At 60.9% G+C, this 26,330-nt stretch carries 25 protein-coding genes; 15 read left to right on the forward strand and 10 right to left on the reverse strand.

The window, feature by feature from the left end:
* Positions 1 to 15: 15 nt before the first annotated feature.
* From MOP44_RS22610 to MOP44_RS22635, 6 genes are all read left to right on the forward strand, one after another.
* The gene (locus MOP44_RS22610) at positions 16 to 627 is read left to right on the forward strand and encodes a DUF3052 domain-containing protein (RefSeq protein WP_260792671.1); all 612 of its coding nucleotides are present in this window, start codon (positions 16 to 18) and stop codon (positions 625 to 627) included.
* Positions 628 to 1,699: 1,072 nt separating this feature from the next.
* Positions 1,700 to 2,785 (forward strand): redox-regulated ATPase YchF, encoded by a 1,086-nt coding sequence (gene ychF, locus MOP44_RS22615; RefSeq protein ID WP_260792672.1) that lies wholly within the window; start codon positions 1,700 to 1,702, stop codon positions 2,783 to 2,785.
* 10 nt (positions 2,786 to 2,795) lie between these two features.
* Positions 2,796 to 3,521, forward strand: coding sequence for a ZIP family metal transporter (locus tag MOP44_RS22620; RefSeq protein WP_260792673.1), 726 nt, complete (start codon positions 2,796 to 2,798; stop codon positions 3,519 to 3,521).
* Positions 3,522 to 4,174: 653 nt separating this feature from the next.
* Positions 4,175 to 5,425 carry an NRAMP family divalent metal transporter gene (locus tag MOP44_RS22625; protein WP_260792674.1) on the forward strand — a complete coding sequence of 417 codons (1,251 nt, stop codon included), beginning with the start codon at positions 4,175 to 4,177 and terminating at the stop codon, positions 5,423 to 5,425.
* Positions 5,426 to 5,448: 23 nt separating this feature from the next.
* Complete coding sequence (locus MOP44_RS22630) at positions 5,449 to 6,447, forward strand: YncE family protein (protein ID WP_260792675.1); 999 nt, start codon at positions 5,449 to 5,451, stop codon at positions 6,445 to 6,447.
* 201 nt (positions 6,448 to 6,648) lie between these two features.
* Positions 6,649 to 9,606, forward strand: coding sequence for an FG-GAP-like repeat-containing protein (locus MOP44_RS22635; protein WP_260792676.1), 2,958 nt, complete (start codon positions 6,649 to 6,651; stop codon positions 9,604 to 9,606).
* 258 nt (positions 9,607 to 9,864) lie between these two features.
* On the opposite strand, the gene MOP44_RS22640 is transcribed toward MOP44_RS22635, so the two are convergent.
* Complete coding sequence (locus tag MOP44_RS22640; RefSeq protein ID WP_260792677.1) at positions 9,865 to 10,320, reverse strand: hypothetical protein; 456 nt, start codon at positions 10,318 to 10,320, stop codon at positions 9,865 to 9,867.
* 140 nt (positions 10,321 to 10,460) lie between these two features.
* On the opposite strand from MOP44_RS22640, the gene MOP44_RS22645 reads away from it, so the two are divergent.
* Both MOP44_RS22645 and MOP44_RS22650 read left to right on the forward strand, forming a co-directional pair.
* Positions 10,461 to 10,826 (forward strand): hypothetical protein, encoded by a 366-nt coding sequence (locus MOP44_RS22645; protein ID WP_260792678.1) that lies wholly within the window; start codon positions 10,461 to 10,463, stop codon positions 10,824 to 10,826.
* A 237-nt stretch (positions 10,827 to 11,063) separates the two neighbouring features.
* On the forward strand, positions 11,064 to 12,923 hold the full coding sequence (locus MOP44_RS22650; protein ID WP_260792679.1) for a hypothetical protein: 1,860 nt from the start codon (positions 11,064 to 11,066) through the stop codon (positions 12,921 to 12,923).
* A gap of 69 nt (positions 12,924 to 12,992) precedes the next feature.
* Here the strand turns inward: MOP44_RS22650 and MOP44_RS22655 are convergent, their stop codons facing one another.
* Positions 12,993 to 13,958, reverse strand: coding sequence for a quinone oxidoreductase family protein (locus MOP44_RS22655; protein WP_260792680.1), 966 nt, complete (start codon positions 13,956 to 13,958; stop codon positions 12,993 to 12,995).
* 222 nt (positions 13,959 to 14,180) lie between these two features.
* Between MOP44_RS22655 and MOP44_RS22660 the strand changes: the two genes are divergently transcribed.
* Positions 14,181 to 14,582 carry a VOC family protein gene (locus MOP44_RS22660; RefSeq protein WP_260792681.1) on the forward strand — a complete coding sequence of 134 codons (402 nt, stop codon included), beginning with the start codon at positions 14,181 to 14,183 and terminating at the stop codon, positions 14,580 to 14,582.
* On the opposite strand, the gene MOP44_RS22665 is transcribed toward MOP44_RS22660, so the two are convergent.
* Both MOP44_RS22665 and MOP44_RS22670 read right to left on the reverse strand, forming a co-directional pair.
* On the reverse strand, positions 14,579 to 15,019 hold the full coding sequence (locus tag MOP44_RS22665; protein ID WP_260792682.1) for a (deoxy)nucleoside triphosphate pyrophosphohydrolase: 441 nt from the start codon (positions 15,017 to 15,019) through the stop codon (positions 14,579 to 14,581). The two genes, MOP44_RS22660 and MOP44_RS22665, sit on opposite strands and share 4 nt — an antisense overlap.
* A 106-nt stretch (positions 15,020 to 15,125) precedes the next feature.
* Positions 15,126 to 15,857, reverse strand: coding sequence for an HAD family hydrolase (locus MOP44_RS22670; protein ID WP_260792683.1), 732 nt, complete (start codon positions 15,855 to 15,857; stop codon positions 15,126 to 15,128).
* Positions 15,858 to 16,053: 196 nt separating this feature from the next.
* Here MOP44_RS22670 and MOP44_RS22675 point away from each other — a divergent pair, with 196 nt between their 5' ends.
* The 4 genes from MOP44_RS22675 to MOP44_RS22690 all read left to right on the forward strand — a co-directional run bounded on the left by MOP44_RS22675 (position 16,054) and on the right by MOP44_RS22690 (position 19,140).
* A complete protein-coding gene (locus tag MOP44_RS22675; protein WP_260792684.1) occupies positions 16,054 to 16,539 on the forward strand; it encodes a rhodanese-like domain-containing protein in 486 nt (161 codons plus the stop codon).
* A 3-nt stretch (positions 16,540 to 16,542) separates the two neighbouring features.
* Positions 16,543 to 17,049, forward strand: a complete 507-nt coding sequence (locus MOP44_RS22680) for a TlpA family protein disulfide reductase (RefSeq protein ID WP_260792685.1) — start codon at positions 16,543 to 16,545, stop codon at positions 17,047 to 17,049.
* Positions 17,050 to 17,161: 112 nt separating this feature from the next.
* On the forward strand, positions 17,162 to 18,157 hold the full coding sequence (locus MOP44_RS22685; RefSeq protein ID WP_260796693.1) for a site-specific tyrosine recombinase: 996 nt from the start codon (positions 17,162 to 17,164) through the stop codon (positions 18,155 to 18,157).
* Positions 18,154 to 19,140: a tyrosine recombinase gene (locus MOP44_RS22690; protein WP_260792686.1), complete on the forward strand. Its 987-nt coding sequence runs from the start codon at positions 18,154 to 18,156 to the stop codon at positions 19,138 to 19,140. The genes MOP44_RS22685 and MOP44_RS22690 overlap by 4 nt, the downstream gene beginning before the upstream one ends.
* 80 nt (positions 19,141 to 19,220) lie before the next feature.
* Here the strand turns inward: MOP44_RS22690 and MOP44_RS22695 are convergent, their stop codons facing one another.
* Together MOP44_RS22695 and argJ are read right to left on the reverse strand one after the other, a co-directional pair.
* Entirely contained in the window at positions 19,221 to 19,919 is a 699-nt protein-coding gene (locus tag MOP44_RS22695; protein WP_260792687.1) for a thiamine pyrophosphate-dependent enzyme, read from the reverse strand.
* Between the two features lie 67 nt (positions 19,920 to 19,986).
* Positions 19,987 to 21,198 (reverse strand): bifunctional glutamate N-acetyltransferase/amino-acid acetyltransferase ArgJ, encoded by a 1,212-nt coding sequence (gene argJ / locus MOP44_RS22700; protein ID WP_260792688.1) that lies wholly within the window; start codon positions 21,196 to 21,198, stop codon positions 19,987 to 19,989.
* 78 nt (positions 21,199 to 21,276) lie between these two features.
* Between argJ and MOP44_RS22705 the strand changes: the two genes are divergently transcribed.
* Positions 21,277 to 22,077, forward strand: a complete 801-nt coding sequence (locus tag MOP44_RS22705; RefSeq protein ID WP_260792689.1) for an ABC transporter ATP-binding protein — start codon at positions 21,277 to 21,279, stop codon at positions 22,075 to 22,077.
* 46 nt (positions 22,078 to 22,123) lie between these two features.
* Here MOP44_RS22705 and MOP44_RS22710 read toward each other — a convergent pair whose 3' ends face one another.
* From MOP44_RS22710 to MOP44_RS22720, 3 genes are read right to left on the reverse strand one after another with little or no spacing between them, the layout of a single operon-like run.
* On the reverse strand, positions 22,124 to 22,567 hold the full coding sequence (locus MOP44_RS22710; protein WP_260792690.1) for an LIC_13387 family protein: 444 nt from the start codon (positions 22,565 to 22,567) through the stop codon (positions 22,124 to 22,126).
* A complete protein-coding gene (locus MOP44_RS22715; protein WP_260792691.1) occupies positions 22,564 to 23,070 on the reverse strand; it encodes an SRPBCC family protein in 507 nt (168 codons plus the stop codon). The genes MOP44_RS22710 and MOP44_RS22715 overlap by 4 nt, the downstream gene beginning before the upstream one ends.
* Complete coding sequence (locus tag MOP44_RS22720; RefSeq protein ID WP_260792692.1) at positions 23,036 to 23,389, reverse strand: ArsR/SmtB family transcription factor; 354 nt, start codon at positions 23,387 to 23,389, stop codon at positions 23,036 to 23,038. The genes MOP44_RS22715 and MOP44_RS22720 overlap by 35 nt, the downstream gene beginning before the upstream one ends.
* Before the next feature lie 155 nt (positions 23,390 to 23,544).
* On the opposite strand from MOP44_RS22720, the gene MOP44_RS22725 reads away from it, so the two are divergent.
* The gene (locus tag MOP44_RS22725; RefSeq protein WP_260792693.1) at positions 23,545 to 24,420 is read left to right on the forward strand and encodes an aldo/keto reductase; all 876 of its coding nucleotides are present in this window, start codon (positions 23,545 to 23,547) and stop codon (positions 24,418 to 24,420) included.
* 446 nt (positions 24,421 to 24,866) lie between these two features.
* On the opposite strand, the gene MOP44_RS22730 is transcribed toward MOP44_RS22725, so the two are convergent.
* Positions 24,867 to 25,979: a tetratricopeptide repeat protein gene (locus tag MOP44_RS22730; protein ID WP_260792694.1), complete on the reverse strand. Its 1,113-nt coding sequence runs from the start codon at positions 25,977 to 25,979 to the stop codon at positions 24,867 to 24,869.
* Between the last annotated feature and the right edge of the window lie 351 nt (positions 25,980 to 26,330).

The raw sequence follows: 26,330 nt of genomic DNA on the forward strand, positions 1-26,330 counted from the left end.
CCGGAGGAAAACATCATGGGACGTGAAGCTCAATGCGACTGCAACTGGTCCGGCGTCACTGCACGAGTAAAGGCGCTGATCGAGCCTCCTGATCTCATCCTGCGCGGCGGCTTGCATCGCCGCCTGCCTCTCGCCGCGTTGGCAAACGTCCGCGTCGAGGGCGAACTGCTCTGCTTCGAATTCAAAAAGGAGAACATCAGCCTCGCCCTCGGCAAGACTCTGGCGCCCAAGTGGGTTGCTGCCATCGCGGCTCCTCCCGTGACCGTCGCGAAAAAACTCGGCATCACCCCTGACATCGACGTGCGCATGATCGGGAACCTCGATGATCGCGACCTGGAGGATGCGCTCCAGGCCGCGAGGGCAGTCAAGGTCAACAGGAGCGGCGACCTTATCATCGCCCGCGTAAACACCCGCCAGGGCATCTCCGCGGCGCTGAAGTCCGCCGCGGCGGAGCTCGCCGGCGGCACGCCCATCTGGTTCGTCTACCCCAAAGGCCCAGACCACCCCATCGACGAATTCGACGTGCGCTCCATGGGCCTCGACGCGGGCCTGGTGGACACGAAGGTAGCATCCGTGTCCGCGCGCCTAACCGCCCTTCGCTTCGTCAAACGCAAGAACCCGCAGTAGTGTGTCAGTTTGGGGACAACACGCTTCAGACATTGCTTCCGAGTCAGCGACGACTCGCCCGTGAAACTTGATTCGGCACACCTTCCGCCCTCCCAACCAACTGTCATCCCGACCGGAGCGCAGCGAAGTGGAGGGATCTGCAGTTGTTCTTGAGCGTTACTTCCGAGTCGCCGAAACTCGACCGCAACGAGTGTGAAAGTCGCCGGTCACCACATAGAATGCAAGTGGGGTGAAGGGGCTCCACCCGTCCGTACATATACCGGATAGTGTCGGCGTGGGCGGGCTATGCGTTTGAGTCCGGTGTAGCAACCCGTCAACGGAGAGTAGCCCCACGATCCTCTAGATGGCAGGCGAACAGACGGCATCGCGACGAGTTGGCGACGACTCGGGACCATGACGGTACTATCGGCGAGAGTTCGTCACCAACGAGGAGCCTGATCGGAATGCCCTCGTAAACAGAAAGACAATGCATTCATCTACAAGGTAGATCGCGAAGGCCACGGGCATGACAGCATATGCGGATATCCACTGACTTCCAAAGGTGACTCGGGCGAGCAGCATCGTTTGGCTAAGCAAGATCAACAGCATCGCAAGCCAAAAACCAAGCTTCCCTCTAGACTCCCATCGGAGCTTCATCACTAGGACACCCATCATCACACACACACAGGCCGCTCTTCCCCGTCCAAGACCGGCAAAGTAATTAACAATGAGCAACATCGCGAGTCCAGGTAAGGCGCAAACCACCAAATCTCTGCGCTCAAATGCGGCCCATCCTGTCGGTTCGTTCAAATCCTGCTCATCTTCTGTCATGTTTGGTTGTCATGGGTGAATGCCGAAATCCTAACAGAGTTTGTTCCGAGCGAGTCACCCCCAATCCGGAAGTCTACCCCCCGAAACTAAGCACCAACCCAACACACGAGCCGGGCCATTGCTCTCCGGGTGCACGGGCCACATCACAGCATTCACTGCGCATTCTGTGCTAGCGTTCTCACCGGAGAAAGCTTGACATGCCCGATCTGCGCGACCACCTGCAGTCCTGTAAAATCGTAGGGATTCTCAAGCCGAGGCAAGCATGAAAACCGGCATTATCGGCCTGCCGCAGGTAGGCAAAACGTCGCTGTTCAAGATTCTCACCAAGGCCAAACTCGAAGACCGCGGTTACTCCAATCCGCGCGAAGCCCACATCGGCGTAGCCCGCGTGCCCGACGAGCGGCTCGACAAGCTCTCCGCCCTCTACTCGCCGAAGAAGACCACCTACGCCAACGTCGAGTACGTGGACGTCGCCGCCATTGGCCAGGAGGCGCTGAAAGAAACCGCGTTCCTCACCAGCCTTCGCAATGTCGACGCGCTCATCCACGTCCTCCGCGCTTTTGAAGATGACTCGATCCCTCACGTCGGCCCCATCGATCCTCTTCGCGACATCAAGAGCGTTGAATTCGATCTCATGGTCAGCGATCTCACCCAAGTCGAGAAGCGCCTCGAACGCGTCGAAAAAGATCTCAAGAAGAAGCGCACCGACGAGCTCGAACGCGAACACGCCCTTCTCCTTCGCTCCAAGGAGTCACTCGAGCAGGAGAAGCCTCTCCGCGAGCTCGACATGACGCCGGAAGAGAAGAAACTGATCAAGGGCTTCATGTTCCTCTCGCAGAAGCCCATCCTCTACGCGCTCAACATCGGCGAAAGCATGGAGCTCGGCGCCGATCTTGACGCTGCCGTCGCCCGATTCAAGCTCGATGAAGTCGCGCATCGGCCCAACGCCGGAGCGACCGCCATCTGCGGCAAGGTTGAGGCTGAACTGGCCGAGATGGACGACGCCGAAGCCGCCGACTTCCTCTCCAGCTACGGCCTGCATGAGAGCGGCCTCGTCCGCCTCATCCGCAAGAGCTACGAGTTGCTCGGCCTCATCAGCTTCTTCACGGCGGGCGAAGACGAGTGCCGCGCGTGGACCGTCCCTGTAGGTTCAAAAGCACCGCAGGCCGCAGGCGCCATTCATTCCGATCTCGAACACCACTTCATTCGCGCCGAAACCATCCGCTGGGACCAGCTTCTTGAAGCCGGTTCTGAAGCCAATGCCCGCGCACGCGGAACACTCCGCCTCGAAGGCAAGGAATACATCGTCCACGACGGCGACGTCATGCACATCCGGCACAGCGGATAATCAATAAAGAATGCTGAGACTCTCCATACTCCTCGGCCTGCTGGCCGCGCTCGCCGACATCGCCGGAGGCCTCGTCCTCGTGCGCGCCCAAGGAATCGAAAAGTATCTCCGCTACTTCGTGGCCCTCGGCGCGGGCTTCCTCATGGCCACCGCCATGCTTGAAATGGCGCCCGAAAGCCTGAAGCTCAGCCCGAAGTTCGGCCCGATCCTCATCATGGCCGGATACTGCGCCGTCCACTTCCTCGAACACACCATCAACGCGCACTTCCACTACGGCGAAGAGACGCACCACCACGAGTTCGTATCACATCGCACGGGATACGCAGTGCTCACCGGCCTCAGCGTGCACGCTCTCTTCGATGGCGTCGCCATCGGCTCCGGCTTCGTTGTCTCGAACACACTCGGATGGCTCATCTTCCTTGCCATCTTCCTGCACAAGGCGCCCGAAGGATTCACCATTGCATCCGTGATGCTGGCCGCGGGCCGCTCCCGCCGCGAAGCATTCTACTCAGCGGTTGCCCTGGCTATCGCCACGCTTGCAGGCGTGCTCGTCATCGAACTCGCCCCGCACTGGCTTCCCTACGGGCTGCCCATCTCCGCAGGCGTCGCCTTCTACGTCGGAGCCAGCGACCTCGTCCCCGAAGTCAACCGAGAACCCGGCATCCGCATGGCCCTCGTCTTCTTCCTCGGCGTCGCCGGCTTCCTCCTCCTCCGCATGCTCCTCCCTGCCCTCTAAGGCTTCGGGTTCTGAGCTGAAGGCGACAAATGCGTTTTTCGAACTCCCCGTTGACCAGAACTCTGTCATTCTGAGCGCAGCGAAGAACCCGCTGTTGCGTTCGTTGTTGCACTGCCTTTCTATTCCCTACCTTTGTTCCCTACTCGCAAAATACAGCGCTGGAATCCGCAGCCGCGTATTCGCAGGATTCTATCCACCGACCCCGCGTGGCACCGTGTACGTGGACACCCCATCAGGTGTAGTTACCGCGCGCCCATCACCATGTTCAGCTTCTCGGCCTGGCTCATTTGCTTCAGCATGGCGTCCGCCCGGTCATCCGGATCGCCGGAAGGCGGTGGTGGCGGCGGAGTCACGTGCGAAAAACCTCCGCCGCATCCAGCAATCGAGCCCACAACACGACCACGAGCCCCGCGAAAGCCAAACGCAAGCGACAGAAGAGCGAGATCCCCCCTTCCAGACGCACCGTGATAGTTCCGATCCGGATTAGACAGTGTGTGCTCGCCCTCACCACCCCTCGTGATTCGTCATTCGCCGTTCCTTACCCCTCTGTCCCTCGTATCCCTCCTGTCCCTGCCTCTCGCGTTTCTCCCATCCGCCCCTCGCCTGTTATGGTCTTTGAGGAAACAGATGAATCCACCTTAGGAACCCGCACCATGCTGAGGCGTTGGCGAACCCGGATACTGCTCTTTTTGGCCGTCCTCGGCCCCGGATTCATCACAGCCAATGTCGACAACGATTCGGGCGGAATCCTCACCTACTCCCTAGCCGGCGCCAAGCACGGCTACTCTCTTCTCTGGATGACCATCCCCGTCACGATCGCATTGATCGTGGTGCAGGAAATGTGCGCCCGCATGGGCGTGGTCAGCGGCAAGGGCCTCAGCGACATGATCCGCGAGGAATTCGGCCTGCGCCTCACATTCATCCTCATGATCGTGCTGGTTCTGGTGAACTACACAAACGTGGTCACCGAGTTCATCGGGATCGCAGGTTCGCTCCACCTCTTTCATGTAACGAAATTTATCTCGGTGCCGCTGTGCGCCTTGGGCGTCTGGTTCCTTGTCGTCAAGGGCAACTACAAAACCACTGAGAAGATCTTCCTCGTTGCATCCCTTGTCTACATCGCCTACATCTTCGCTGGCGTGCTCTCGCAACCAAGCTGGCACGATGCGCTGATCGCCACCGTGGTCCTCCCCAAAGCCTCCGTGTGGAGCAACCGCGACTACATGTATGACGCCATCGGCGTCGTCGGCACCACCATCGCACCCTGGATGCAGTTCTACCTGCAGTCGTCCATCGTCGAAAAGGGGATCCGCGTCAAGGATTACGCCGCCTCGCGGCTCGACGTCATCGTCGGCAGCTTCTTCACGGAAATCGTAGCGTGGTTCATCATCGTCGCCTGCGCCGCCACGCTCTACGTCCACGGCATGCAGGATCTCGCCGTTCCCGCGGACGCCGCCGAGGCCATGCGGCCCCTCGCCGGCGACTACGCCTTCATCCTCTTCTCCTTCGGCCTTTTCAACGCGTCCGTCTTCGCCGCATCCATCCTGCCGCTCTCCACCGCCTACACCGTCTGCGAGGGCCTCGGCTTCGAATCGGGTGTCGACAAGAGCTTTAAGGAAGCTCCCTTCTTCTACTGGCTCTACACGTTGCTCATCGCCTTCGGCGCCATCACGGTGCTCCTGCTGCCCGACGCCAATCTGGTCAGCTACGCCATCCTCTCTCAGGTTCTCAACGGCGTATTGCTCCCCGTCGTCATCATCCTCATGCTGCTGCTCATCAATCGGCACGACCTGATGGGTGAGCACAAGAATTCACGCACATGGAACCTCATTGCATGGGGCACCAGCATTATCGTGATTTTCATGACTTTGATCATGCTTTGGGGCATGATCCCCGGCCACTGAATTACTCTCGGGAGCTGATCAACATGCGTCCACGCTCCGTCGTCTCACTCCTCTGGATTCTTCCTCTGCTTGCCGCGTGTTCGTGCCGCGCGCAGCCTGCTCCCCAAAATGAAGCTTTGCGCCTGGTCGCCGACGTCCCTCTTCCCGGCCCCGCCGTGCGCTTCGACTATCAGAGCCTCGACCCGCAGAACGGCCGCCTCTACATCGCCCACATGAATGCCGACCAGCTCGTCGTCTTCGACGTCGACAAACGGCAGATCATCGCAAACCTAGACGGCTTCCGGCGCGTCCACGGCGTCATCGCAGTTCCGCAGATCAACCGCGTATTCGCGTCCGCCACGGGCGATCACAAGCTCGCCATCGTCGACGCCACTTCGCTCAAAACTCTCGCCACTGCTGGGCCCATCAACTACCCCGACGGCCTCGCCTACTCTCCTGAGACCAATCGCGTCTTCGTCTCCGACGAGCACGGAAACGCCGACGCTGTCGTGGATGTCGCAACCGGCAAGCTTATTAAGACCATCGCCCTACGCGGACCCGCCGGCAACACCGTCTACGACGCTGGATCTAAGTCCATCCTGGTCGGCGTGCACGAAGCCAATGAGGTCGACACCATCGATCCACAGTCCTTGACCATTGTTGCCCGCACCCACCTCCCCGGCATCGGGAATCCCCATGGAATCGCGCTCGACACCGCCGACCGCCTCGCGTTCATTGCGGGTGAGGGGAATGCGACGCTCGCCGTCGTCGACCTGAAGACCTCGAAAGTTCTCTCCACTCATCCGGTCGGCGAAGACCCTGACGTCATCGCCTTTGATCCCGGCCTCAAGCGCCTCTACGTCTCAGCAGAATCCGGAACCGTCACCGTCTTCCAGCTAAAAGGCCCTGCGCTAACCCGACTGGCGCAGTTCAAAATGCCGCACGCCCACACCGTCGCCGTCGATCCCCGGACCAACCTCGTCTACTTCCCTCTCGAAAACATAGGCGGCAAACCGATCCTGCGCATCATGAAAGCGCAATAGGCTGGCAGTCAAAATTCCCTGCGACGGGCAAGGCACCATCCCGCCGTGAACGTCTCTCGCACTGTTCGCCTTGACCAGATCTTGGCTGGGAGCCGGCTCCTCTCAGCGCGTGGTAGAATTCCGGCATCTCAGTCAACCTAATTTAGATCCGGCCCGGAGTCCGCCTTGCGTCGTCTTGTTTATGCTTTTCTCCTGCTCTTGGTGTCTTCCAGCTCCCTTCTGGTTGCCCAATCCACCACGAACCCCGCCAGTCAGTATTTCTTTAACAAAGCGAGTTTTGTGACCGGGTCTCTGCCCACGGGTGTCGCATTAGCCGACGTCAATGCAGATGGGCGCGCCGACGTGATTGTCGCCAATCAAGATGACAAAAGCCTCTCCGTCCTTCTGGGACAGACTGATGGCACGTTAGGGCCGAAGAATGATATCGCCCTCGAAGACTATCCCTTCCAGCTCGTGACCGGCGATTTCAACGCAGACGGAAAGATTGACGTTGCCGTATCGCAAAGGTCGAAGGTTGGCATGCTGCTTGGCAAGGGCGATGGCACCTTTGAGGCGGAGGCAACGTACGCACTGCCCTATGGAGCCGGTTTTCTTGCCACATCCGACGTCAACAAAGACGGAAAACCCGATCTCGTAGCGGTGGGCACTTGCGGCAGTTCCTGCGGATTTGTTTCCGTCCTGCTTGGGAAAGGTGATGGAACCTTCGAGGTGCAGCCCAGCTTCTCTCCGGGTGGAGTTCCGTGGGCCTTTACAGTCTGCGACCTCAACAAGGATGGCATTCCCGATCTCGCTTTCGCTAACTCGTCCAGCGACTCCCCTAACAACTACCCGCCAGGGTTCGTCTCCGTAGTCATTGGTCACGGAAACGGTACCTTCGGCAACCCAACTAGCTACCCCTCTGAGACAAATATCGCCGGCATCGCGTCCGGAGATGTCACCGGCGATGGAATTCCCGACATCATCGTCTCTCATTTCGTTGGAAACGCTCTGGCCCTGCTCAAGGGAAACGGGGACGGCACGTTTCAGCCGGAGTCGGGGCTCTCAAGCGATACGACTCTGAGCTCTCAGTTTCTTCAGCTTGTCGATCTCAACCGCGATGGCAAGCTCGATCTCGTAATGTCCAGCGTGTTCAATGGCGGAGCGGCCATCCTGATGGGAAATGGCGACGGTACATTCCAATCCCCTCAGGCATACTTCACCGGCTCTCAGCCCTATTCCTTTACCATCGGCGACATCAATGGAGACGGCAATGTCGATTGGATCATGCCCGATTGGTACGGAAAGTATCTGGCCGTGCTGCTCGGCAACGGAGACGGTAGGTTCAGCCCTCGCACTGATCTGCCCCTCGGCGATCCACAAACCTACGTCTTCTCCGCCGCGACCGGCGATTTTGACGGGGATGGCAAATCCGACGTCGCCGTGGAGACCCAGGCCGGCGACCTCAGAGTCCTTCCAGGCAAGGGAAACGGGACCTTCAAGTCTCCCGTCGTCACGCAATTCAATGGGGGATCTACGTTCCATCAACTGATTGCCGGAGACTTCAATAAAGATGGACGCCTGGACCTGCTTGCAGACGGAACAACGTTCCTGCCGGGAAACGGCAACGGTGCCTTTGGCACTGCCGTACAGGTCAATTCGGACTTCAATATCAGGAGCTTCGCTGTCGGAGACTTCAACGGCGACGGCAACCCGGATGTCCTCGACGTCGGAAACGGCTTCTTCGAAACGCAGCCAATCCAGTTGCTGCTCGGCAATGGAGACGGTACGTTCCAGGCAGCAAAGCGCTTCTGGGACCTGAAATATGTCCCCGATGAGGTCGCTGTGGGCGACTTCAATAAGGACGGAAAGCTCGATATCGCGCTGTCTGTCAATCCCAATGGCGTAGCGATTATGCTTGGCGATGGAACCGGAGGTTTCGCGGCTCCGGTCATCTATCCGACCGATGACCTGCCAAACTCGATCACCGTCGCCGATCTCAACCATGATGGACTCCCGGACCTCATCGCGACCGGACTCAAGGTCGATGTGTTTTTGGGCAAGGGCGACGGTACCTTCCCCAATCGAGTTGATTACGACCCCAGCTCTTTCCCGAATCAGGTAGGAACAGGCGATTTCAACGGGGACGGTAAACTCGACCTTGCCGTGACCGGATACGGCAACGGCCCCGGATACCTCGACATTCTCTTCGGAAAGGGCGATGGCACCTTCCAAAGTCCCGTCACCTTCACGTCCAACGGGTCAGGGGCGGTAGTGGTGAATGATTTAAACGGCGACGGGATTGATGACGTTCTGGTCGCCGCCGGCACGGGATCGCTGTTCCTGAGTTCTCCAATCGCCACGGTCAGCCCCTCAATCCTCGACTTCGGCACCGCCGTCTCAGGCGCCGCAGCACCTGGTAAGTCCATCACGATTACGAACAGTGGAAACGGGCCCCTCACCATCGCTTCCGTTGCGGCCACGGGCCCGTTCACAGCAGATTCGCAGTGCGGATCGTCTTTAGCTGCGTCTGCTAACTGCACCATCGACGTGACCTTCACTCCGGCATCGCTTGGCGCGCAATCCGGTTCAGTACTCGTCACTGACAGTGCGCCTGGAGGCGCTCAATCAGTAGCCTTGTCCGGGACCGGCGCCGCAGGCTTAACGATTTCCGCCCAGACTGGCGGTTCAACTTCCGCCACCGTCGCCAGCGGCTCGACCGCCAGCTACGCTCTGGCTGTGAAGGCAAGCCCTGGATTTGGCGGCACAGTGACCCTCACCTGTGGTGGCGCACCCACCTATGCGGCCTGCAACGTCTCGCCTTCCAGCGTGCCCCTCGCTTCCGGAGGCTCGGGCACCTTCTCTGTGTCGATTACCACTTCGCAGTCGATCGCGCTCACGGTCAGGCATGATCGCTTCGGCGCAGCAAGTGGGGCAGGACTTCTCTTGAGCGCTCTGCTTCTTCCCCTTTTCCGGCGGAGATCGCGAGCACTCTCTGCCCTTTTGGGAATAGCTGCTTTAAGCTGCCTCTTTTGTTTGTCAGCCTGCGGCGGTGGCGGTGGGGGCTCCTCTTCTCCTGGCCCGACCGCCCATAACGTCTCGCCCGGAACCTACAACCTAACGCTCACCGCATCCAGCGGCAGCGTTACAACCACTCAGAGCCTGACCTTGGTAGTTCGATAGGCTGTTCGAAAGGCTGAGAGATCGACGCTGCAGCCCTGCGGGTTTCGTATCTCTCAGCCTCGTGTGAGCTATCTCACATACAATTCGGACCGATCCAGCCAAGATTGACCCATTATGGTTGAGATCCTCTGGAAGTCGAATGCACCCCATCTCCCCGCCAAAGACCACGAATTGGTAGAGCTCCGCCTGGTCGACCTCGGCAATTCGGCCGACTCGGCTGCTCCCCGCTTCCTCGTTCGCGAAATTCACGCCGCCTGGTCAGCGTCGCGCCAGCAAATCCAGTGGAACGGCTACGAGGACGAGCCCTGCCACTCGCGCTCCGAGGCGAACATGCGATTCGCCCGCCGCCGCGCGACCATCGTCAAGGCTGGATTCCCCTTCACGACGGTCCTGAACTAGGCCCTGATCGGGCGAGAGGCGGCATATGCAGCCGCCTCTCGCCCGTTTGTCTCCCTCGGACTTCTTGTCGCGCCCCAGCTCATTCCCTGTTGGCTGAGCGCTGCTGGTGTCCACGGCCGTGTCGCCAAAATCCTGCGCGCCATATTCATAATCGCGCCCGCCGTCGTACTCCTGCTTCTCCTTCGGCCTCTTGGCTCGCTGCTCTTCGTTCGTATCCCAGCCCTGCTCCCGCGCGTACTCGCTGGTCAATCCGCCCGTCCGCGGCGTGAATCCTGACGGCTCCTGCCTCTCACTTCCCTTCTTCTCTGTAGCCATCTCCTTCCCTCCAAAGCCGATGAGATGGACCGGCCCCCCACAGAAGATGCTTTCTACTCGCTATTCCCTACTGCCTGCTCCCTGCCCTTAAGGCAACTCCCTCCCCCTCCCCCGCTTCCTTATCCTCCAAAGGAGCCACCATGCCCGACCGCAAAAACGAGCCCCAGAAGAGCCAGCCCCGCGAGCATGAAGTCGAAACTCAGTCTGCTCAATCCGCCGTCCGCCACGTGGGCAAAACCCTCGAATCCGACCCCGAATACAACGACCGCCCCTCGCGCGAACTCGCCCCGCAAATCGGCCTCCGCGACCCCCACGGCAACGACATTACAGCCAGCCCCAACATGCACGCGGGCTCCGACCCCCTCGTCGGTACCGAACTCAGCGACACCGGCTCTGGCCTCCGCGTCGAGCCGCTCATAACCCGCCTCCCCGGCGACACTTCCTCCGACCCCCACACCGACGTAGGCCCCGACAACGCCACCAACGTCCAGCAGCGCGGCGAGTAGCATCGCCGCCCCTACCCCTTCCCCATGGCAATTTCAATCAGATTTGACGCGCGAAACCATTCTTGCAGCGTGATCAACACGCGCGCCCTTCGTGCGAGCTACAGGATTGACACCGGAGCTATGCTTATTCAGCACGCGGCCGCAGTACCCAGTCTTCCCGTTTGAGAGCCGCGATCAGACAGAACCTAAGGTCAGAATTGTTTTCCTTTCCTGAAGGTGCCCTTCCCGGAGGGTCATGTGTCTGCACGCATCCTCACTCTGTGTCTCGTCGGTGCGGCTGTGCCACTCAGCGCCCAAGCCCCGTCCCCAACCCCGAAACAAGACCCAACGCCCCTCGCAGCCGAACTCCTCTCCCGCCTCGACGCTCGCCACCTCAAACCAGGCGACTTCGTCTACGCCCGCGTACTCCACGATTGGACCGGCCCCGACTGTCACCTTCGCTTCGGAGCCACCCTCCAGGCCACCGTCCGACTTGCCACCACCCACTCCCACTTCACGGCCTCGCAGCTCGCCCTCGACTTCCTCCGCGCCGAGTGCCACGACGCCGGCCTCGAACCGTACCCCCTCCAACTAGCCGCCCTTGCCGCTCCCACGCAGGATTTCCAGGAAACAGCCGTCGATCTCCCCACCCCGTCCACCAGCAGCATTCAGACCATCTCGCTCCGCCAGTCCATTCAGCCCATCAACGCATCAGCTACCCTCCGGCCCGGCGAAGCCCGCGGTCTCAAAGACATTCGCCTCGCCATCGCCGCCGCGCCCGACCGCACCACTGTGATCAGCGAGAAGTTCTATGACCTCCAGCTCGAGCCGCACACCCGTCTCCTGCTCCGTCCCGCGCAAGTGGACCCGCCAGCCCCTCCTCCCCAACCCGGCACAGCCGCAGCCGCCGTCTTCCTGCACACCCCTCCCATCAAGATCCTCTCTACTGAGCGCGAAGACACACCTTTCGCCGAGCCCAACGATCTCGCCCCCGACGAATCCCAAGCCGCCCTCTCCGGCAGCATTCCCCTCGCCGACCTCGGCTATGCCGCCCGCCTCAACAGCGAAATGGCCGCTCCCTCTGACGACGAAGCCCTCGCTTGGCTTAGCCCCGGCCAGCTCCTCGTCACCTTCAATCCTCACCTGCTCGTGCCGCGTTACGCCTCCACCGCGCCCGCCCACACCGTGCGCATCATCCGCGCCGTCCTTATCGACGCCTCCAGCCGCAAAGTGCTCCGCACCACTGACTGGCATCTCCCCGACCGCCGCCAATTCCTCTGGCATCTTCCCGGATATCGCGTACTCGTCCATGAGGGCAGCGAGCTCCGCATTTACAGTGCAGGACTGCGTGTCGAGCAGCGTATCTCCCTCGCCGGCCCCCTCGCCTTCGCGCGCGTCTCGCCTGACGGTCAGATCATCGCCATTGGCGTGGTGCGCGAGCGGCACACCCCGAACCTGCACGCCTCGCTCGCCGACTCCCTCAAGCGCGATCCCGATGAAGATGTCGAAGTCCTCCTCATGAACAGCCGCTTTGAGACCCTCGGCGCGGCGCTCGGCAACTCCGATGCCCCGGCTCCGGTCCTCCTCAACGAAGGCCAGGCCAAAATCGTTCTCGCCCCCGGACAGGCCAGCCGCGAGCACAAGCACTACGCCCTGCTCCTGCGCACCTGGGACAACAACACCCGCACGCTCACCCGATTCCAGTCCGCCTGCACGCCCGAGGTGTCGAGCCTCCCGCCCGATCTGCTCTTCCTTGTCACCTGCAGCAAGAACAACGGCCGCGATTACAGCGTCCTGCGATCCGACGGCCACACCTTGCTGCGCGGAACGTCCTATTTGCGCGAGTTAGGACACGCCGCCAGCGGAGCCACCTCTTCCGCCACGTTCGCCGTGCGCATCTTCAAATCCGGAACCCCCATGATTCCCGGCGAGCCGTTCCACGTCGCCGACCTCGAGTCAGCCGAGCTCATCATCTATCGCTGCGACGACGGCAAGCGCCTCTCCACCGTCCGCGTGAAAGACCCCGCCGCCAGCTCCGCCGGCTACGCCATCTCACCCGGCGGCGAAATAGCCATCCTCACCCGCGACGACGTCGACGTCTACAAAGTCCCGAGGTAATGAGCTGACATTTCTATCCCATGTCAACGCAGACGCGGCAATTTCCCGTCAGAGCGTTGCCCAGGGTCTTCACGGCATAATCACCAATCGTCGCCCCTGCGCGTCCCTCTCCCACGCCTCCTCAACATCCTCCAGCGCCACCCGTTCCGTCTCGATCTGAAGAGCGCCGCTTGCAGCATGCGCCATCACCTTCTGGAAGGCGTCGGTCAGCACCTCCCGCGGCGGAATCCCCGCAGTCCCCATGATCGATATCGCCGTACTCCGCAGCACGGCCGCTGGAAGCGTAATGGTCGGCGCTGCGCTCTCCCCCACCTGCACGTAGCGCGTTTCGGATTGAATCGCAGCGAATTCCTTCCGTGTTATCGCCGACAGAAACGTCTCCGCAGACTGGCCCCACACGTAATCGATCACAACCTGAAATCCCGATTGGCCCGCCTCCCGCGCAAACGCCTCGCTGAGTTCAGCGGCCGGCAAAGCGAGAGAAATCGTCGCACCGGCTCCCAGTTCGCGCACCGCGTCCAGCGCCTGTTGATTCCGACCCGCCGCAACCACCCGCGCAGCTCCAAGCAGCTTCGCGATCTGCACTGCCAGCTTTCCGGTCACGCCCGTCGCCCCCAAAACGAGCACGTTTTCGCCGCGCACCAGCTTGGCCCGATAAGCCAGCGACAGCCACGCCGAGATACCCGGATTCGGAAGAGCCGCAGCAGTTTCGTCACTCACGTTCTCCGGCACAGGAAACGTGAACGCGCGCGGCACGACGGTACGCTCCGCCATCGCACCGTACGGCGCCCGGGGACCACCGAAGAACACGCGCCGCCCATCCTCAAGATGCCCCATTCCATCCGAGCCGCACACACGCGGAACCTCGCCGCCGCTTGCATAGTGCGCACCGCTGGCCATCTGCCTGTCCACCGGCTTCAACGCTGCGGCATGAACATGAACGATGACGTCCCTCGCTTCGTCACCCACAACCGGCTCGGGAAACTCTCCGCAAACAGGCACGGTTCCGACCATCTGCAGAATCGCCGCACGCATACGCATCCTCCTCGAGTTTTTTCACCCACATCATACGGGCAGACGAACCAGGGTGCCCCATCCTTCGCGCAGTCGTATCGCGCGAAGGGTGGGAGACCACGAACCTTTCCCTCCCAGCGGGTGTCATCCCGAGCGCAGCGAGGGATCTGCGGTTGCGCTCGACGAAGCCACGAACCAAAGCCAGCGACTAATCTAAGATCACCCTCATCGGAGGCCCCTCGAATGACCGAATGGTTCGCCCGCGCCATCCTCGCCGTGACCGACGTCGAAGCCTCGCTCCGCTTTTACATCGACCAGCTTGGCTTCTCCAGTCCCTGGCGCTTCGATGACGACGGCAGGGCGCTCGTCGCCCAGGTCGAGCGGCAAGGCACCGCGCTCATCTTGGCCCACAACTGGCCTGACCAGGTCGGCAAGGGACTAATCTTCATCTCCCTGAACGTCGAGCCAGAAACGCCGGATGCACTCGCCACTGCGCTTGATGAACTTCGCTCAGAATTTGAGTCGAAAGGCGTCGTGGTCAAAAACGGCCGCTGGGGCTATCGCCTCCTCGTAGTCGAGGATCCCGACGGCAACCAGCTCCTCTTCAACTACGCCGCCGACAATGAGCCAGGTAAAAGCGCTTAAAGCAGCTTCCCCGACGCCAGATCCCGGATCAATCCCCGATCGGCAGGCAGAAAATCGTACTCCGGCAAATCCTCAAGCCGGCTCCACTTCAACTGCGCGAAGATCCGATTCTCAAGCTCACCCGCAAACTCCCGCACCGCGAAAAATTGCAGGTCCACCGCGCCACCATGCCGATAGTTGTGCCGGATATGGGTCACCTTCGGCCCGATTTGCGCCTGTATTCCGAGCTCTTCATCCAGTTCCCGCGCGAGCGCCTGCTCAGGGCTCTCGCCGGCCTCGATCTTACCCCCGGGAAACTCCCACTGCAGTCCCATCGGCTGGTCCGGACGCCGTTGACAAATCAGGACTTCGCCCCCGCGCACGATCAGCGCAGCCGCAACAAAACGCAACGCCGGTCCGGCAGGTTTGGAATTGCCGTTCTGGGGAACACTGTCCACGAACCTAGTTTACCGGAGTCAAAGGAAAGGCGAATGTGAGCGCAGCGCAATATTCAGTGCCGAACTGAGTACCTTCCGCACGGCCGCAACCGGATGAAAAGAATCGTCACAGCCCTGTGATGTCACTGAAAGCCCCCGGCGCAGCCGCCGGCCGATAATGTCCCCAACCGTTGCGCGCCGCCGCCTCCAGCAGCGCCGGCGACGGATTAATCGGGAACGCGTGCGCTGCAATCTCCAGCATGGCCAAATCGTGCACGGAGTTGCCGAACACCACATCAGGCCGCGTAATCCCCACGCGCCGCAGCGACTCCGCCTTGCCCTCGTCAGTTGGCACGTCCACGATTTCGCTGGTGATGATGCCGTCCTTCACCGCGACCTCGGCTGCCAGCACGCGCTCCTCGGGAATGCCGAACATCCCCACACCCTCGACGATGACCCACTTGTTCGTCGAGCTCACCGCCCAGATCTCGGTTCCCCGACCCTGCAGCTGCTCAACCAGTGCCTGGATCTCCGCAAACACCTGCGGCTGAACGAACTCGCGCACATACTGCGCCGCCACCCGTTGCAACTCGTCTTCGTGCAGCCCCGCGTAGATCTGCACCATTTCGCCGCAGATCTGAACCTCGCTCACCTCGCCCGCCCGATACGCCCGGTGCCGCGTGTCAATCCAATCGGCTGTGCCGCGCGACACAATCCCCTGCTCGAGCGTCCAATTCATAAACCCGAGTCCGGCATCGCCGCCCCACAGGGTGCCGTCGCAGTCAAACACAGCCAGCTTCGGCGCAATCTCCCGAACCCTCTCTTCCAGTTCCTGGCGAGTCCACTCGCCTGCTTCCATCTGTATAGCTCTCAAAATCGTCTAGTCCTTATCTCGTCGTCATCTACCATTCTCGTCTAATTGCACTTCTTTTGCACGTGAACAGACCGTAAATGCCTGAATCGCAACGATGATCAAGCTGATTCACCGCCGCCCGATTTGCGCCAGCGCTCCCCCTGCTGCTATACGTGTCTGTTCCGCAAACTGAGGACCCGGCATGCGTATTCGCACTTCTCTTGCTCTATTTCTCATCGCACTTTCAGGATTCTTCGCCTCCACAGCCCACGCCCAATTCTCGCCCGCGCCGCAAAGCGCAACTACCATTCCCGATTCCAACCTGATCAGGCCGGAACACCTCAACAGTCTGCTCATGGGATCGGTAGAAGGCCTGAAGCAACCACCGCTAGTTATCCAGGTGGGATCTCAGATCTTCTTCAGACAGGCGCACATCAAAGGATCGGTGTACGCCGGTCCCGGCTCGCAAGCCGCTGGCCTCGATCTTCTTGAGAAAGCCGTCGCACCGCTGCCGAAGAACAAGTTCATCGTGCTCTATTGCGGCTGCTGCCCCTGGAACCGCTGCCCCAACGTCGGCCCCGCCTACAAGCGCCTCGCCGACCTCGGCTACACCAACGTCAAGGTGCTCTACATGGCCAACAACTTCGGCGACGACTGGGTCAGCAAGGGCTATCCCACAGAGAAGTAGGCAATGCACACCCGTCGCTTCTTCGCTGTCAGTCTCCTCATCGCATCCATGATCGCGGGCGCCCAGCCCGCAGACCCACTACTGCACAAGCCGGCGCCCTCCTTCGTTCGCGAGGACCTGAACAAGCAGCGGATCGATCTTGCAGCCTACCGCGGCAAGGTCGTCCTGCTCAACTTCTGGGCCACCTGGTGTGCGCCCTGCCAGATCGAAATGCCGCGCTTCGCTGACTGGCAGACCCGCTATGGCGCCGATGGCCTCCAGATCATCGGCGTCTCCATGGACGACGACGCGGCCCCCGTGACTGCACTCCTGCGCAAGCGCCCCGTTAACTACCCCATCGTCATGGGCGATGAGCAGATCGGCACAGAGTACGGAGGCATCCTGGGCTTACCCCTCACCTTCCTCATAGACCGCCGGGGCAACATCACGGCCCGCTACAAGGGCGAAACCAACCTCGACAGCCTGGAACATGACCTTCAGCGACTTCTCCGCGAGCAGGTTACCCCGTAGCCGATACTCCTGTACTATTGCTCTCCTTGATTCGTTGACAACGTGGTTCGGTGACCTCACGTTAGCTCTCCGCGCAACCCGCCACACAGCCATAATCGGACATGTGAGTGACATGGGAAACGCGGCGTTGCTGAAGGATTACCAGGTCTATCTGCGCGTGGAGAAAGGACTGAGGCCCCTCACCTGCGAGGCCTATCTCTGCGATCTCCGCACCTTCGCCGAGTTCCTCGAATCCCGCCACGGCGTCCTCCTCAGCGCCACTCAGCAGGATGTCTCCGCCTTTCTCGAACATCTGCGTACGCATAACATCGATTCCCGCTCCGCCGCGCGCAAATTGAGCTGTCTCCGCGGCTTTTACAAATGGCTGCTGCTCGATCGCCGCATTCACCACGATCCCACCATCAACATCGAATCGCCAAAATCTTGGAAGGTCCTGCCCAAATCGCTCGCCGAACCTGAAGTGAACGAGATGCTCGAGCGTGCTGCGCTCGCCGCCTCGCATCCGCAAGCCCGTGCCACGGCATTCCGCGATCGCGCCATCCTCGAACTGCTCTACGCGGCCGGCCTGCGCGTGTCTGAAATTGTCGGCCTCTCCGTCAGCGATCTCTCCCTAGACGCCGGCCGCGTTCTGGTTCGCGGCAAAGGCGACAAGGAACGCATCGTGCCCATCGGCGTAGCCGCCGTCGACGCACTCGAAAAGTACCTCGCCGAAGGCCGGCCGCATCTAGCACGTATCCGCACGCGTCGCGCCAGTACGCACCCCGGCGACTCTGCCCGCCTGTTTCTCTCCCTGCGTGGAATGCCTCTCACACGCCAGTGGGTCTGGCACCTCGTCAAGATCGCCAACAACAACGCCAGCCCGCACATGCTGCGCCACAGTTGCGCCACGCACATGGTGGAGCATGGCGCCGACCTGCGCAGTGTACAAACCCTGCTCGGCCACGCCGATATTTCCACCACGCAGGTCTACACGCATCTCGCGCTCGGCCGGCTGAAAGCTGTGCACCGCCTTCATCATCCCCGCGCCACGCGCCGCGCCATCGAGCCTCCCGCGCAAGAGGAAAACATCGTCGCCACCACTGATGATTCCCTTGAGGAATCCGCATGAGCGCCGCGCCGGCCGATCCAGCGGAATCATTACCTGGCAACAGCACTCTCGGCGAGCTAGTCTCCGCATATATCCGCGTTCTTGCGAATGAGCACGGTTCCTCCGCGCACACGCTCCGCGCCTACGATCGCGAACTGCATAACTTCGCAGCGTGGGTCACCGCAACCTACGGAGCCGATCAGGCCCCCGATCGCATCGAGCACACGCACATCCGCTCGTATCTCAGCACGCTCTATGATCGCGGTTTGTCGAAGGCTTCAGCCGCGCGGGCACTCGCGTCCATCCGAAGCTGGTTCAAGTGGCTGGCGCGCACCGGCCGGGTGCAACAAAATGTCGCTGCGCTTGTATCTACTCCCAAATTGCCAAAGCATCTGCCCCGTGTTCCCTCCATCGAGCAGATGAATCGGGTCGTCGATACGGTGGAAGAGGATGCAGCCGCGTGGCCCACGCGCGACAAAGCCATCCTCGAACTGCTCTATGGCTGCGGCATGCGTAACGCCGAACTCATCGGCCTCAACCTCAACGACATCCACTGGGCCAACGAAGCCATCCTGGTCCGCGGCAAGGGACAGAAGCAGCGCTACGTTCCGCTCGGCGATGCCGCGGCGCAGGCCCTACGCGCCTATCTCGCGGAGCGCAGTGCCCGCCTTGCAGCCACATCGCCTGCGGCAACATCGTCCGCTCTATTTCTAAATCTCCGCCTCCGCGGACTAGGCAAGCCCGGCCACGATGCTCGCCTCACCACGCGCAGCGTCGGCCGCATCGTGAAGCGCCTCGCCATGCTGCGCGGCCTGCCCTCAGATGTGCATCCGCACACGCTGCGCCACGCCTTCGGCACGCATCTCCTGGAAGAAGGCGCTGATCTCCGCGCCATTCAGGAACTGCTCGGCCACGAGCGTCTTTCCACCACGCAGCGATACACGCAGCTCACCACCGCGCAACTCACCCAGGTCTACGACCGCACCCATCCCCGCGCAAAATAGGGAATGGTAGGTCAGGGCTTCAGCCCTGACATTATCAACATTCCAAAACTCTCAGGGCTGCAGCCCCTGAGGGAAGTCTTCTAAGATTGCTTGAGCAACCCCTTGCCGCGAAGATAGCTCTCCATCGCAGCAACCGCATTCTGCCGCCGTTGTCCGGGAACCCGAAACTCCGTGCACTCAATCAGCGTCGCACCGCGGCCCTTCCGAGCCCGATCCACGGCCTCGTGCGCCACCCGATACGACCCAACCACATCGTGCCCGTCGACGACAATCCGCGCCAGTTCCGTCCCCGGCTCCAGTTCAGCGCCGCTCTCCTTACGCGCACCGCGCCGCTTGTGCACCACTTCTTCCCGCAATTCGGCGACAAAGATCATCGGCAGCCGATGCACCCGCGCAACCTCCAGCGCATCGAGCCATGCCTGTCCGTGTTCAGCACCGCCGAACACCACCGCGACCTTGCCACTCTTTCTCGTCTTTTGCGTCAACGCAAAGCCGGCAGCACGTTCCAACTCAGCCCCAAACTGAGCCTTCGACTCGGAACCCGCACGCCCATTCGGCGGCATGACCTGCAAAACGTCTGCATCCTGCGCGATCACCACATCGTCCGCGAAAAGATCCTGCGCCACAGCCACGGCCGCCGCATCGAACACCCAACCTTTACTGCGTCCACTCCGCGCGCTCGCCTTCACTAACCTGCGATACAACTCCAGCAGCGTCTCATTCGAAATCAGCGAGAACTCCTGCTTCTCTTCCCCAGCACCGTTCTTCTTCTCACTCATGCAACAACAATCCTCGCCGCAGACCTGTCTTCTATTCCCTACTCCCTATTACCTATTCCCTGCTTCATTACGTCGAGTAATCCGCATTAATGTGCACGTACTCAGCCGTCAGGTCCGTCGTCCAGAATGTGCACTTGCCTTCGCCCTGGTTGAGCTGGATCGTGATCGAGAACTCCGCCTGCTGCAGATACGCATGTGCATCGGCTTCGTCGAACTCCTCCGCCCGCCCACCATTGCGGCAGATGCGCTGCTCGCCGAACCAGATGTCAATCTTCTCCGGATCGATCTCTGCGCCGGAATAACCAACCGCCGCCATCAGCCTTCCCCAGTTCGGATCGTTCCCTGCCCACGCCGTCTTCACCAGCGGAGAATGCGCAATCGCCTTCGCAGCCTTCAACGCATCCGCATCGCTGGCCGCTCCTTCAATCCGCAGCTCCACGACATGCGTGATGCCCTCACCGTCGGCTACAACCTGCTTGGCAAGCGATGTGCAAACCTGCTGCAGAGCAGCCGCGAACTCAGCATTGCCTGTTTCGATCTTCGCTCCGCTCGCGCCGGACGCCAGCAGCAGCACCGTATCGTTAGTCGACGTGTCGCCGTCTACAGAAATGCGGTTGAAGCTCAACTCGATCGCATCGTTCAGGTACACCTGCAGCACCGCCGGCTCAACATCCGCATCGGTCATCACATAGACCAGCATCGTCGCGTGCGGCACCAGCTGCGGATGAATCATGCCCGCGCCTTTGCATGTCGCCGCGATGCGCACCTCCGCGCCATTCACATCGATGCGTGCAAACGCAGTCTTGTCCACCGTGTCGGTGGTAATAATCGCCTGCGCCACCTGCTGAAAATGATCAGACTCCGAGCCAATCCGAGCCGCCAGCTCCGGCATCACGGCAATCAGCTTCTCCGCGGGCAACGGCACGCCGATAATTCCTGTCGACGAAGGAAACACCTCATTCACCGCGCAGCCAAACACTTCCGCCGCAGCCGCGCATGTAGCCCGCGCAGCATCCAATCCGGCCTGTCCCACAGCGCAGTTCGCGTTGCCTGCATTGATGGCCACCACACGCACTCTTCCGCCAGTCGCGCGCAGATGTTCCTTGTCCACCTGCAGCGGTGCGGCACTCACGCGGTTCGCCGTAAACGCCGCCGCGGCGCTCGCCGGCGCGTCAGCCACAATTACCGCAAAGTCAGTCCGTCCGCTGGCCTTGAGACCCGCCTTCGTCGCCCCGAAGCGAAAGCCCCGGGGAATCACCAGTTGTGAAATGTCGCTCATTTGTTCCGGAACCCCGGCGCCAACTAGGCGCGCGGAATGGGATGGTTTCAACAATTTAATCTAGCAGGTGGAGGCCCGATGCAGGCAGCACCGGAAACGCACACGCAAGACTTCCTCGAAATGCGCAACGTCAACGTCGCACGCGGCGACCGCATCGTGCTGCACGATGTAAACCTCTCCATCCGCACCGGCGAGCACGTCGCCATCCTCGGCCCCAACGGCTGCGGAAAATCCACGCTTATCCTCACCATGACGTGCCAGATCTATCCAATGGTGATCGACGGCATGCTTGTGCGCATCTTCGGCCGCGAGCGCTGGGACCTAACGCAGCTCCGTAAGCACTTCGGTGTTGTCGCTGCCGACCTGCCCGGCGAGCGCACCGCCGTCACCACCGGCCTCGACGCCGTCACCGCGGGCTTCTTCTCCGCGTCAACCCTCTGGCCCAATCTGCATGTGACAGACGAAATGCGCGAACGTGCCGGCGAAGCTCTCGAGCGCATGGAAGCCTCGCACCTCTCCGATCAACTAGTCGGCGAAATGTCTGCCGGCGAAAAGCGCCGCATCGTCATCGCCCGCGCGCTCGTCCATCGTCCACAGCAGTTGTTGCTCGATGAACCTTCGAACGCGCTGGACCTAGCCGCACAGCGCGAACTCCGCGAAACGCTGCGTCGCCTCGCAGCCGAAGGCACAGGCCTCGTCTTGGTCACGCATCATCTCGGCGACATACTCCCGGAGATCGATCGCATCATCCTCATGCGCGATGGCCGAATAGTCGCCGACGGTCCGCGCACCGAGCTACTCACAGAAGCGCGCCTGACCGAGCTCTTCAATGCCCCCGTCCGCATCGGCCATGACGAAGAATGGCTGCATAGCTGGTAGCCATGCAGCCATTCCTTCTGCCGACAGGCAAGGCCATGCTAAGAGACTACGCACGCACCTCAGCCGCCATCCGCACCGGCTTCAGACTTACCGTTGCGGCGAACAAGCAGCCCACCACCAGAACATCCCACACCGTCGGAATGGGAAAGAAGAACATACCGGCAAGAATCGTGAGCGCCGTGTACCCCACTGTGAAAACCGCCACAATGGGCCGCAGCCGCACTCCCTGCTGTGCCACAGCCGAGGCGAGCAGCCAGAACACCACCGCCTCCATCACCATCGATACCGTCATGCATAGCCCGAACCCGATGAAGAACATCCAGTAGCTGCGATCCTGTCCCATCACTAAAAAGTGATTGGACTTCATCGCGGCATACGCGGTCTCCGCCGCTCCCGGCAATGGCTTCCCGAACACACCACCCACGGTATGCAGCACCGACTGGATCCCTACCAGCACAGCAGCCGTCCGCAAGAAGATCGCAGCCCTCATAGCGCATCCTCCTCATCCACCTTCTTCGCGAATGCCTCGAGAATGGAAACCCATGCACCCGGCCCATCGAAGAGGGCACGCAGTTGCTCCCAGCCCTCGCCGTGGCGCTCCAGATGACTATGAATCAACTCCACAACCGTAGTCCCCTCATCCACAGCCGTAAACCGCACCTCCACCTCGCTGGCCTTCGCGGGATCCATATCGGCCACCCAGTCCGGCGAGTCGTGCCCCGGCCCCACATGCCATGAGAGGCGCACCCCATTCGGCGGATCCCACCCCTGCACTGTGCCCCAGTCGCACTCCTGGCCCGTCACCGTGCGCTCATACCAGCGGCCGCCCACGCGCGGCTCCACCACAATCAGCTCAAACGGATCTTTCTGGATATGGTGTGTCGCCGGCCACCACGTCTCCATCTGCTCCACAAACACGCTGAAGGCCCGCTCCCTCGATGCCTTTACCCGCACACTCTTAATTACGACGGCTGCTTCCACGCTGCTTTCCACCCCTCACCTCCTTGGCTGGTTTCTCCACCGCTTCCTGAAAACTGCTCAGCGCCTTCGTCCACATCTGGTCGAAGTGCGCTCTCAGCCGCGCTACGCCTTCCGGGTCCAGCTGATACAACCTCCGTGTTCCATCGCGCCTGTCCTGCACTAGTCCCGCATCCTTCAGCACCTTCAGGTGCTGCGACACCGCCGGACGACTCACCGGCAGCGTGTCCGCAATCTCGTTCACCGCGAGCGGCCCGTTCGCCAGCCGCTGGAAAATCGCCATCCGCGTCGCATCACCCAGGGCATCCAATCCGGCTTGTAGGTAAGTATCCACTTACGTAAGTGAACACTAACCATTGTGCGCATGTCAACGAAAATTTCACGTGCGCCCAGATCCTTTGTTCCCTCTTGCCTGTTCCCTGTTCCCTGCTTTCCTGCTACCATTCACCCAATCGGTTTACCCCGAGCCGATTCACCTGGAGGTCCCGCATGAACGGCTACTCCCGTCGCGATTTCCTCAAGACCGGCATCGCTGTCGGCACAATCGCTACCGCCGCTCCCCTCGTCGCTGAAAAGCGCACCGCCCTCGACAAGGTCACGCTCGGTAAGTCCGGCGTCCAGGTCACGCGGCTCGCCTTCGGCACCGGCTCCTTCAACGGTCATGTACAGTACTCGCTTGGGCAGAAGGACTTCAGCAAGCTCGTGGCCTACGCCTACGAGCGCGGCATCCGCTTCTTTGAGACAGCAGAGTCCTACATGACACCCGCCATGCTCGGCGAAGCCCTTAAGCCCTACCCCCGCGACAGCTACGTGCTCATGACCAAGGTGACCACAAACAGTGGCGATCCGCATCAGCGCTTCGAAGACATGCTGCGCACGCACAAGATGGAATACTTCGACATCATGCTGCTGCACTGGCAGCATGAAGGCAACTGGGTCTCGGATACCAAAAACTGGCAGGACGCTATTGACCACCTCCAGTCGAAGAAAACTATCCTCTCGCGCGGTGCCAGCTTCCACGGCCTGCCCGCCCTGCGCCAGGCGCCCGGCAATCCGTGGCTTCAGGTCGCCATGATCCGCATGAACCACAAGGGCACCCGCATGGACGGCAACGTCTACAACGAGGGCAACAACCCCGACGGCATCCAGGAAGTCGTCAAGCATGTCCATCAGGTCCAAAAAGATGGCATGGGCGTGATCAGCATGAAGCTCGTCGGCGACGGCACCTTCACCCAGCACGAAGACCGCGTCGCCGCCATGCGCTTCGCCTTCCAGACCGCCAAGATCGACTGCGCCACCGTCGGCTTCAAGAGCAATCAGGAAATCGACGAAGCCATCGACAACATGAACCTGGCGCTCACGTAGACGCAGTTCATCGGTTCAGTTCCGAAGCCAAAAGGGACATCGAGCACACTCGATGTCCCTTTTGCTTTGCCCCTCCGCCACGTCGCCGCTCCAACCCCGTTGACAAACTAGTTACCCAGGGATATTTTGAAAATACACGGGAAAGGAGGTTGATCCAGCTGATGAAATCTGACTGTAATAGTTGCTACCAACGTGAGGTGACTGAGGCCTAGGGCATCGCGCCCCAGACCTGGTTGTAAGTCCCCAGCGGAAATCAACCCGCCGGGCCAAACGGACTCGCGGCAGCGCGATGGCCTTAGTCCAATCCCAACAGATCACCGGCAACGGCTCGGGAAACTCCTCCCGGGCCGTTGTTGCGTTTGGCCTCAACCTCGCTACGTCGGCAGTACTGTTTTCTAATCCCTATTCCCTACTCCCTACCTCCAAAACCTCGCTCCCTCACCGATTTATTCGCCGCTTCCAGCCCTCGCGCTCGCCCCCATCACGGCAGTCATGCGCAAATGATCAGCCCGGTCTGCGCCCGACAAAAACACAATCGGCTTAGGATGCTGCGCAAACCACTTCTGCGCTTCGGCCGCCACCCTGGTCTGCTCGCTCTCTGAAAGCATCCCACGCAGCGCTCGCAGATCGCGGTCTACCGTCTGCTTTGCAATCTCACCGCCCTGGAGTTCGCTAAGCGTAAACCAGTAGTACGCCCGCGCCACATCCGAGGCCTCGCCGAAGCCGCCGCCCCCGCGCGCCAACACACCAAGCACCGCTGACGACTTCCAAATCCCCACGCTGGATGCTTCTTCCAGCAGCATCCGCGCTTCCTGGGGCGACTCTGACAACTCCGGCTCGTTCACCAGCAGCCGCCCCAGCGCATGTTGCGCAGGAGCATATCCCTTATCAGCCGAAGAGCGAAACCATTCCGCAGCCTTGCGCAGATCGCGCGCATGATCATCGCACTCTGAGTACAGCAAGCCCAGATCGTACGCTGCGATTGGATCATGCAATTTGGCGCCCTGTGCAAACCATTTCTCTGCAGCACCGATATCCGGCGGCCCGTCCAGCCCGATGTAGTCGATGTGTCCCAGGTAGTCCGCGGCGAGTCCATTGCCCTTCTCAAGGGCCTCTTCAAACAAGTGCCGCGCAGCCGACGCGTTCCTCGGTGTTCCGATCCCGTTCAGATAAGCCACACCCAGGTTCACCTTGCCCCATACCAATCCCGAAGCCGACGCAAGCTGATACCAGTGGAACGCCCGCACCGGGTCAACCGGCACGCCTATACCCGCTTGATAAAAGAAGCCAATCTGGTTTTCTGCCTGCGGATTGCCCCGCCGCGCCGCCTGCTCGTACCAGTGCGCGGCCTGCGCCATGTCCTGTTTCACTCCCGCGCCGGTGAGATAGGCCTCCGCCAGCTCCAGCTGCTGCGTCGGATCGCCCTTCTCTGCGCGTTTGCGAAGCTGATCGAAATGCTTGTCGCTGCTGGCTCCTGCCGGCACGCTTTGCAGAAAGATAGTAACGGCCGCAAAAACCAGAAGGACTCTGGAAGCGATTGACCGAAACAGGATACCCATGGCCCCTCCCCAACCCGACACAAGCCCCGAAGGGCAGCATCAGAGGCCGTAACGGCCGTTTCCGCCCGCGATAGGCATCGCGTAGAGCGAGAATCTCCGTTCGCGGACTTGTGGATTATAGTCCGCAAATTTACACAATGTTAACAATAGGAAATGTGTCCTGCGTCATAGCTGTTCGGCCGGCAGCACCTCGACAGGACACTTGTGAGATGTGAACTGAGAAAGGATGGAGAAAAGCAAGGCGCGGACCCACGCCCGCACAATTCACTCACTCTTGGAATGAAGTCGCGCCGATCTGCTGATCGGCCCTTCTGCGGCGCTTTGCCTTGCACAACCGGACTGCCGTCGCGG

This window comes from Occallatibacter riparius (genome assembly GCF_025264625.1).
Lineage (GTDB): Bacteria > Acidobacteriota > Terriglobia > Terriglobales > Acidobacteriaceae > Telmatobacter > Telmatobacter riparius.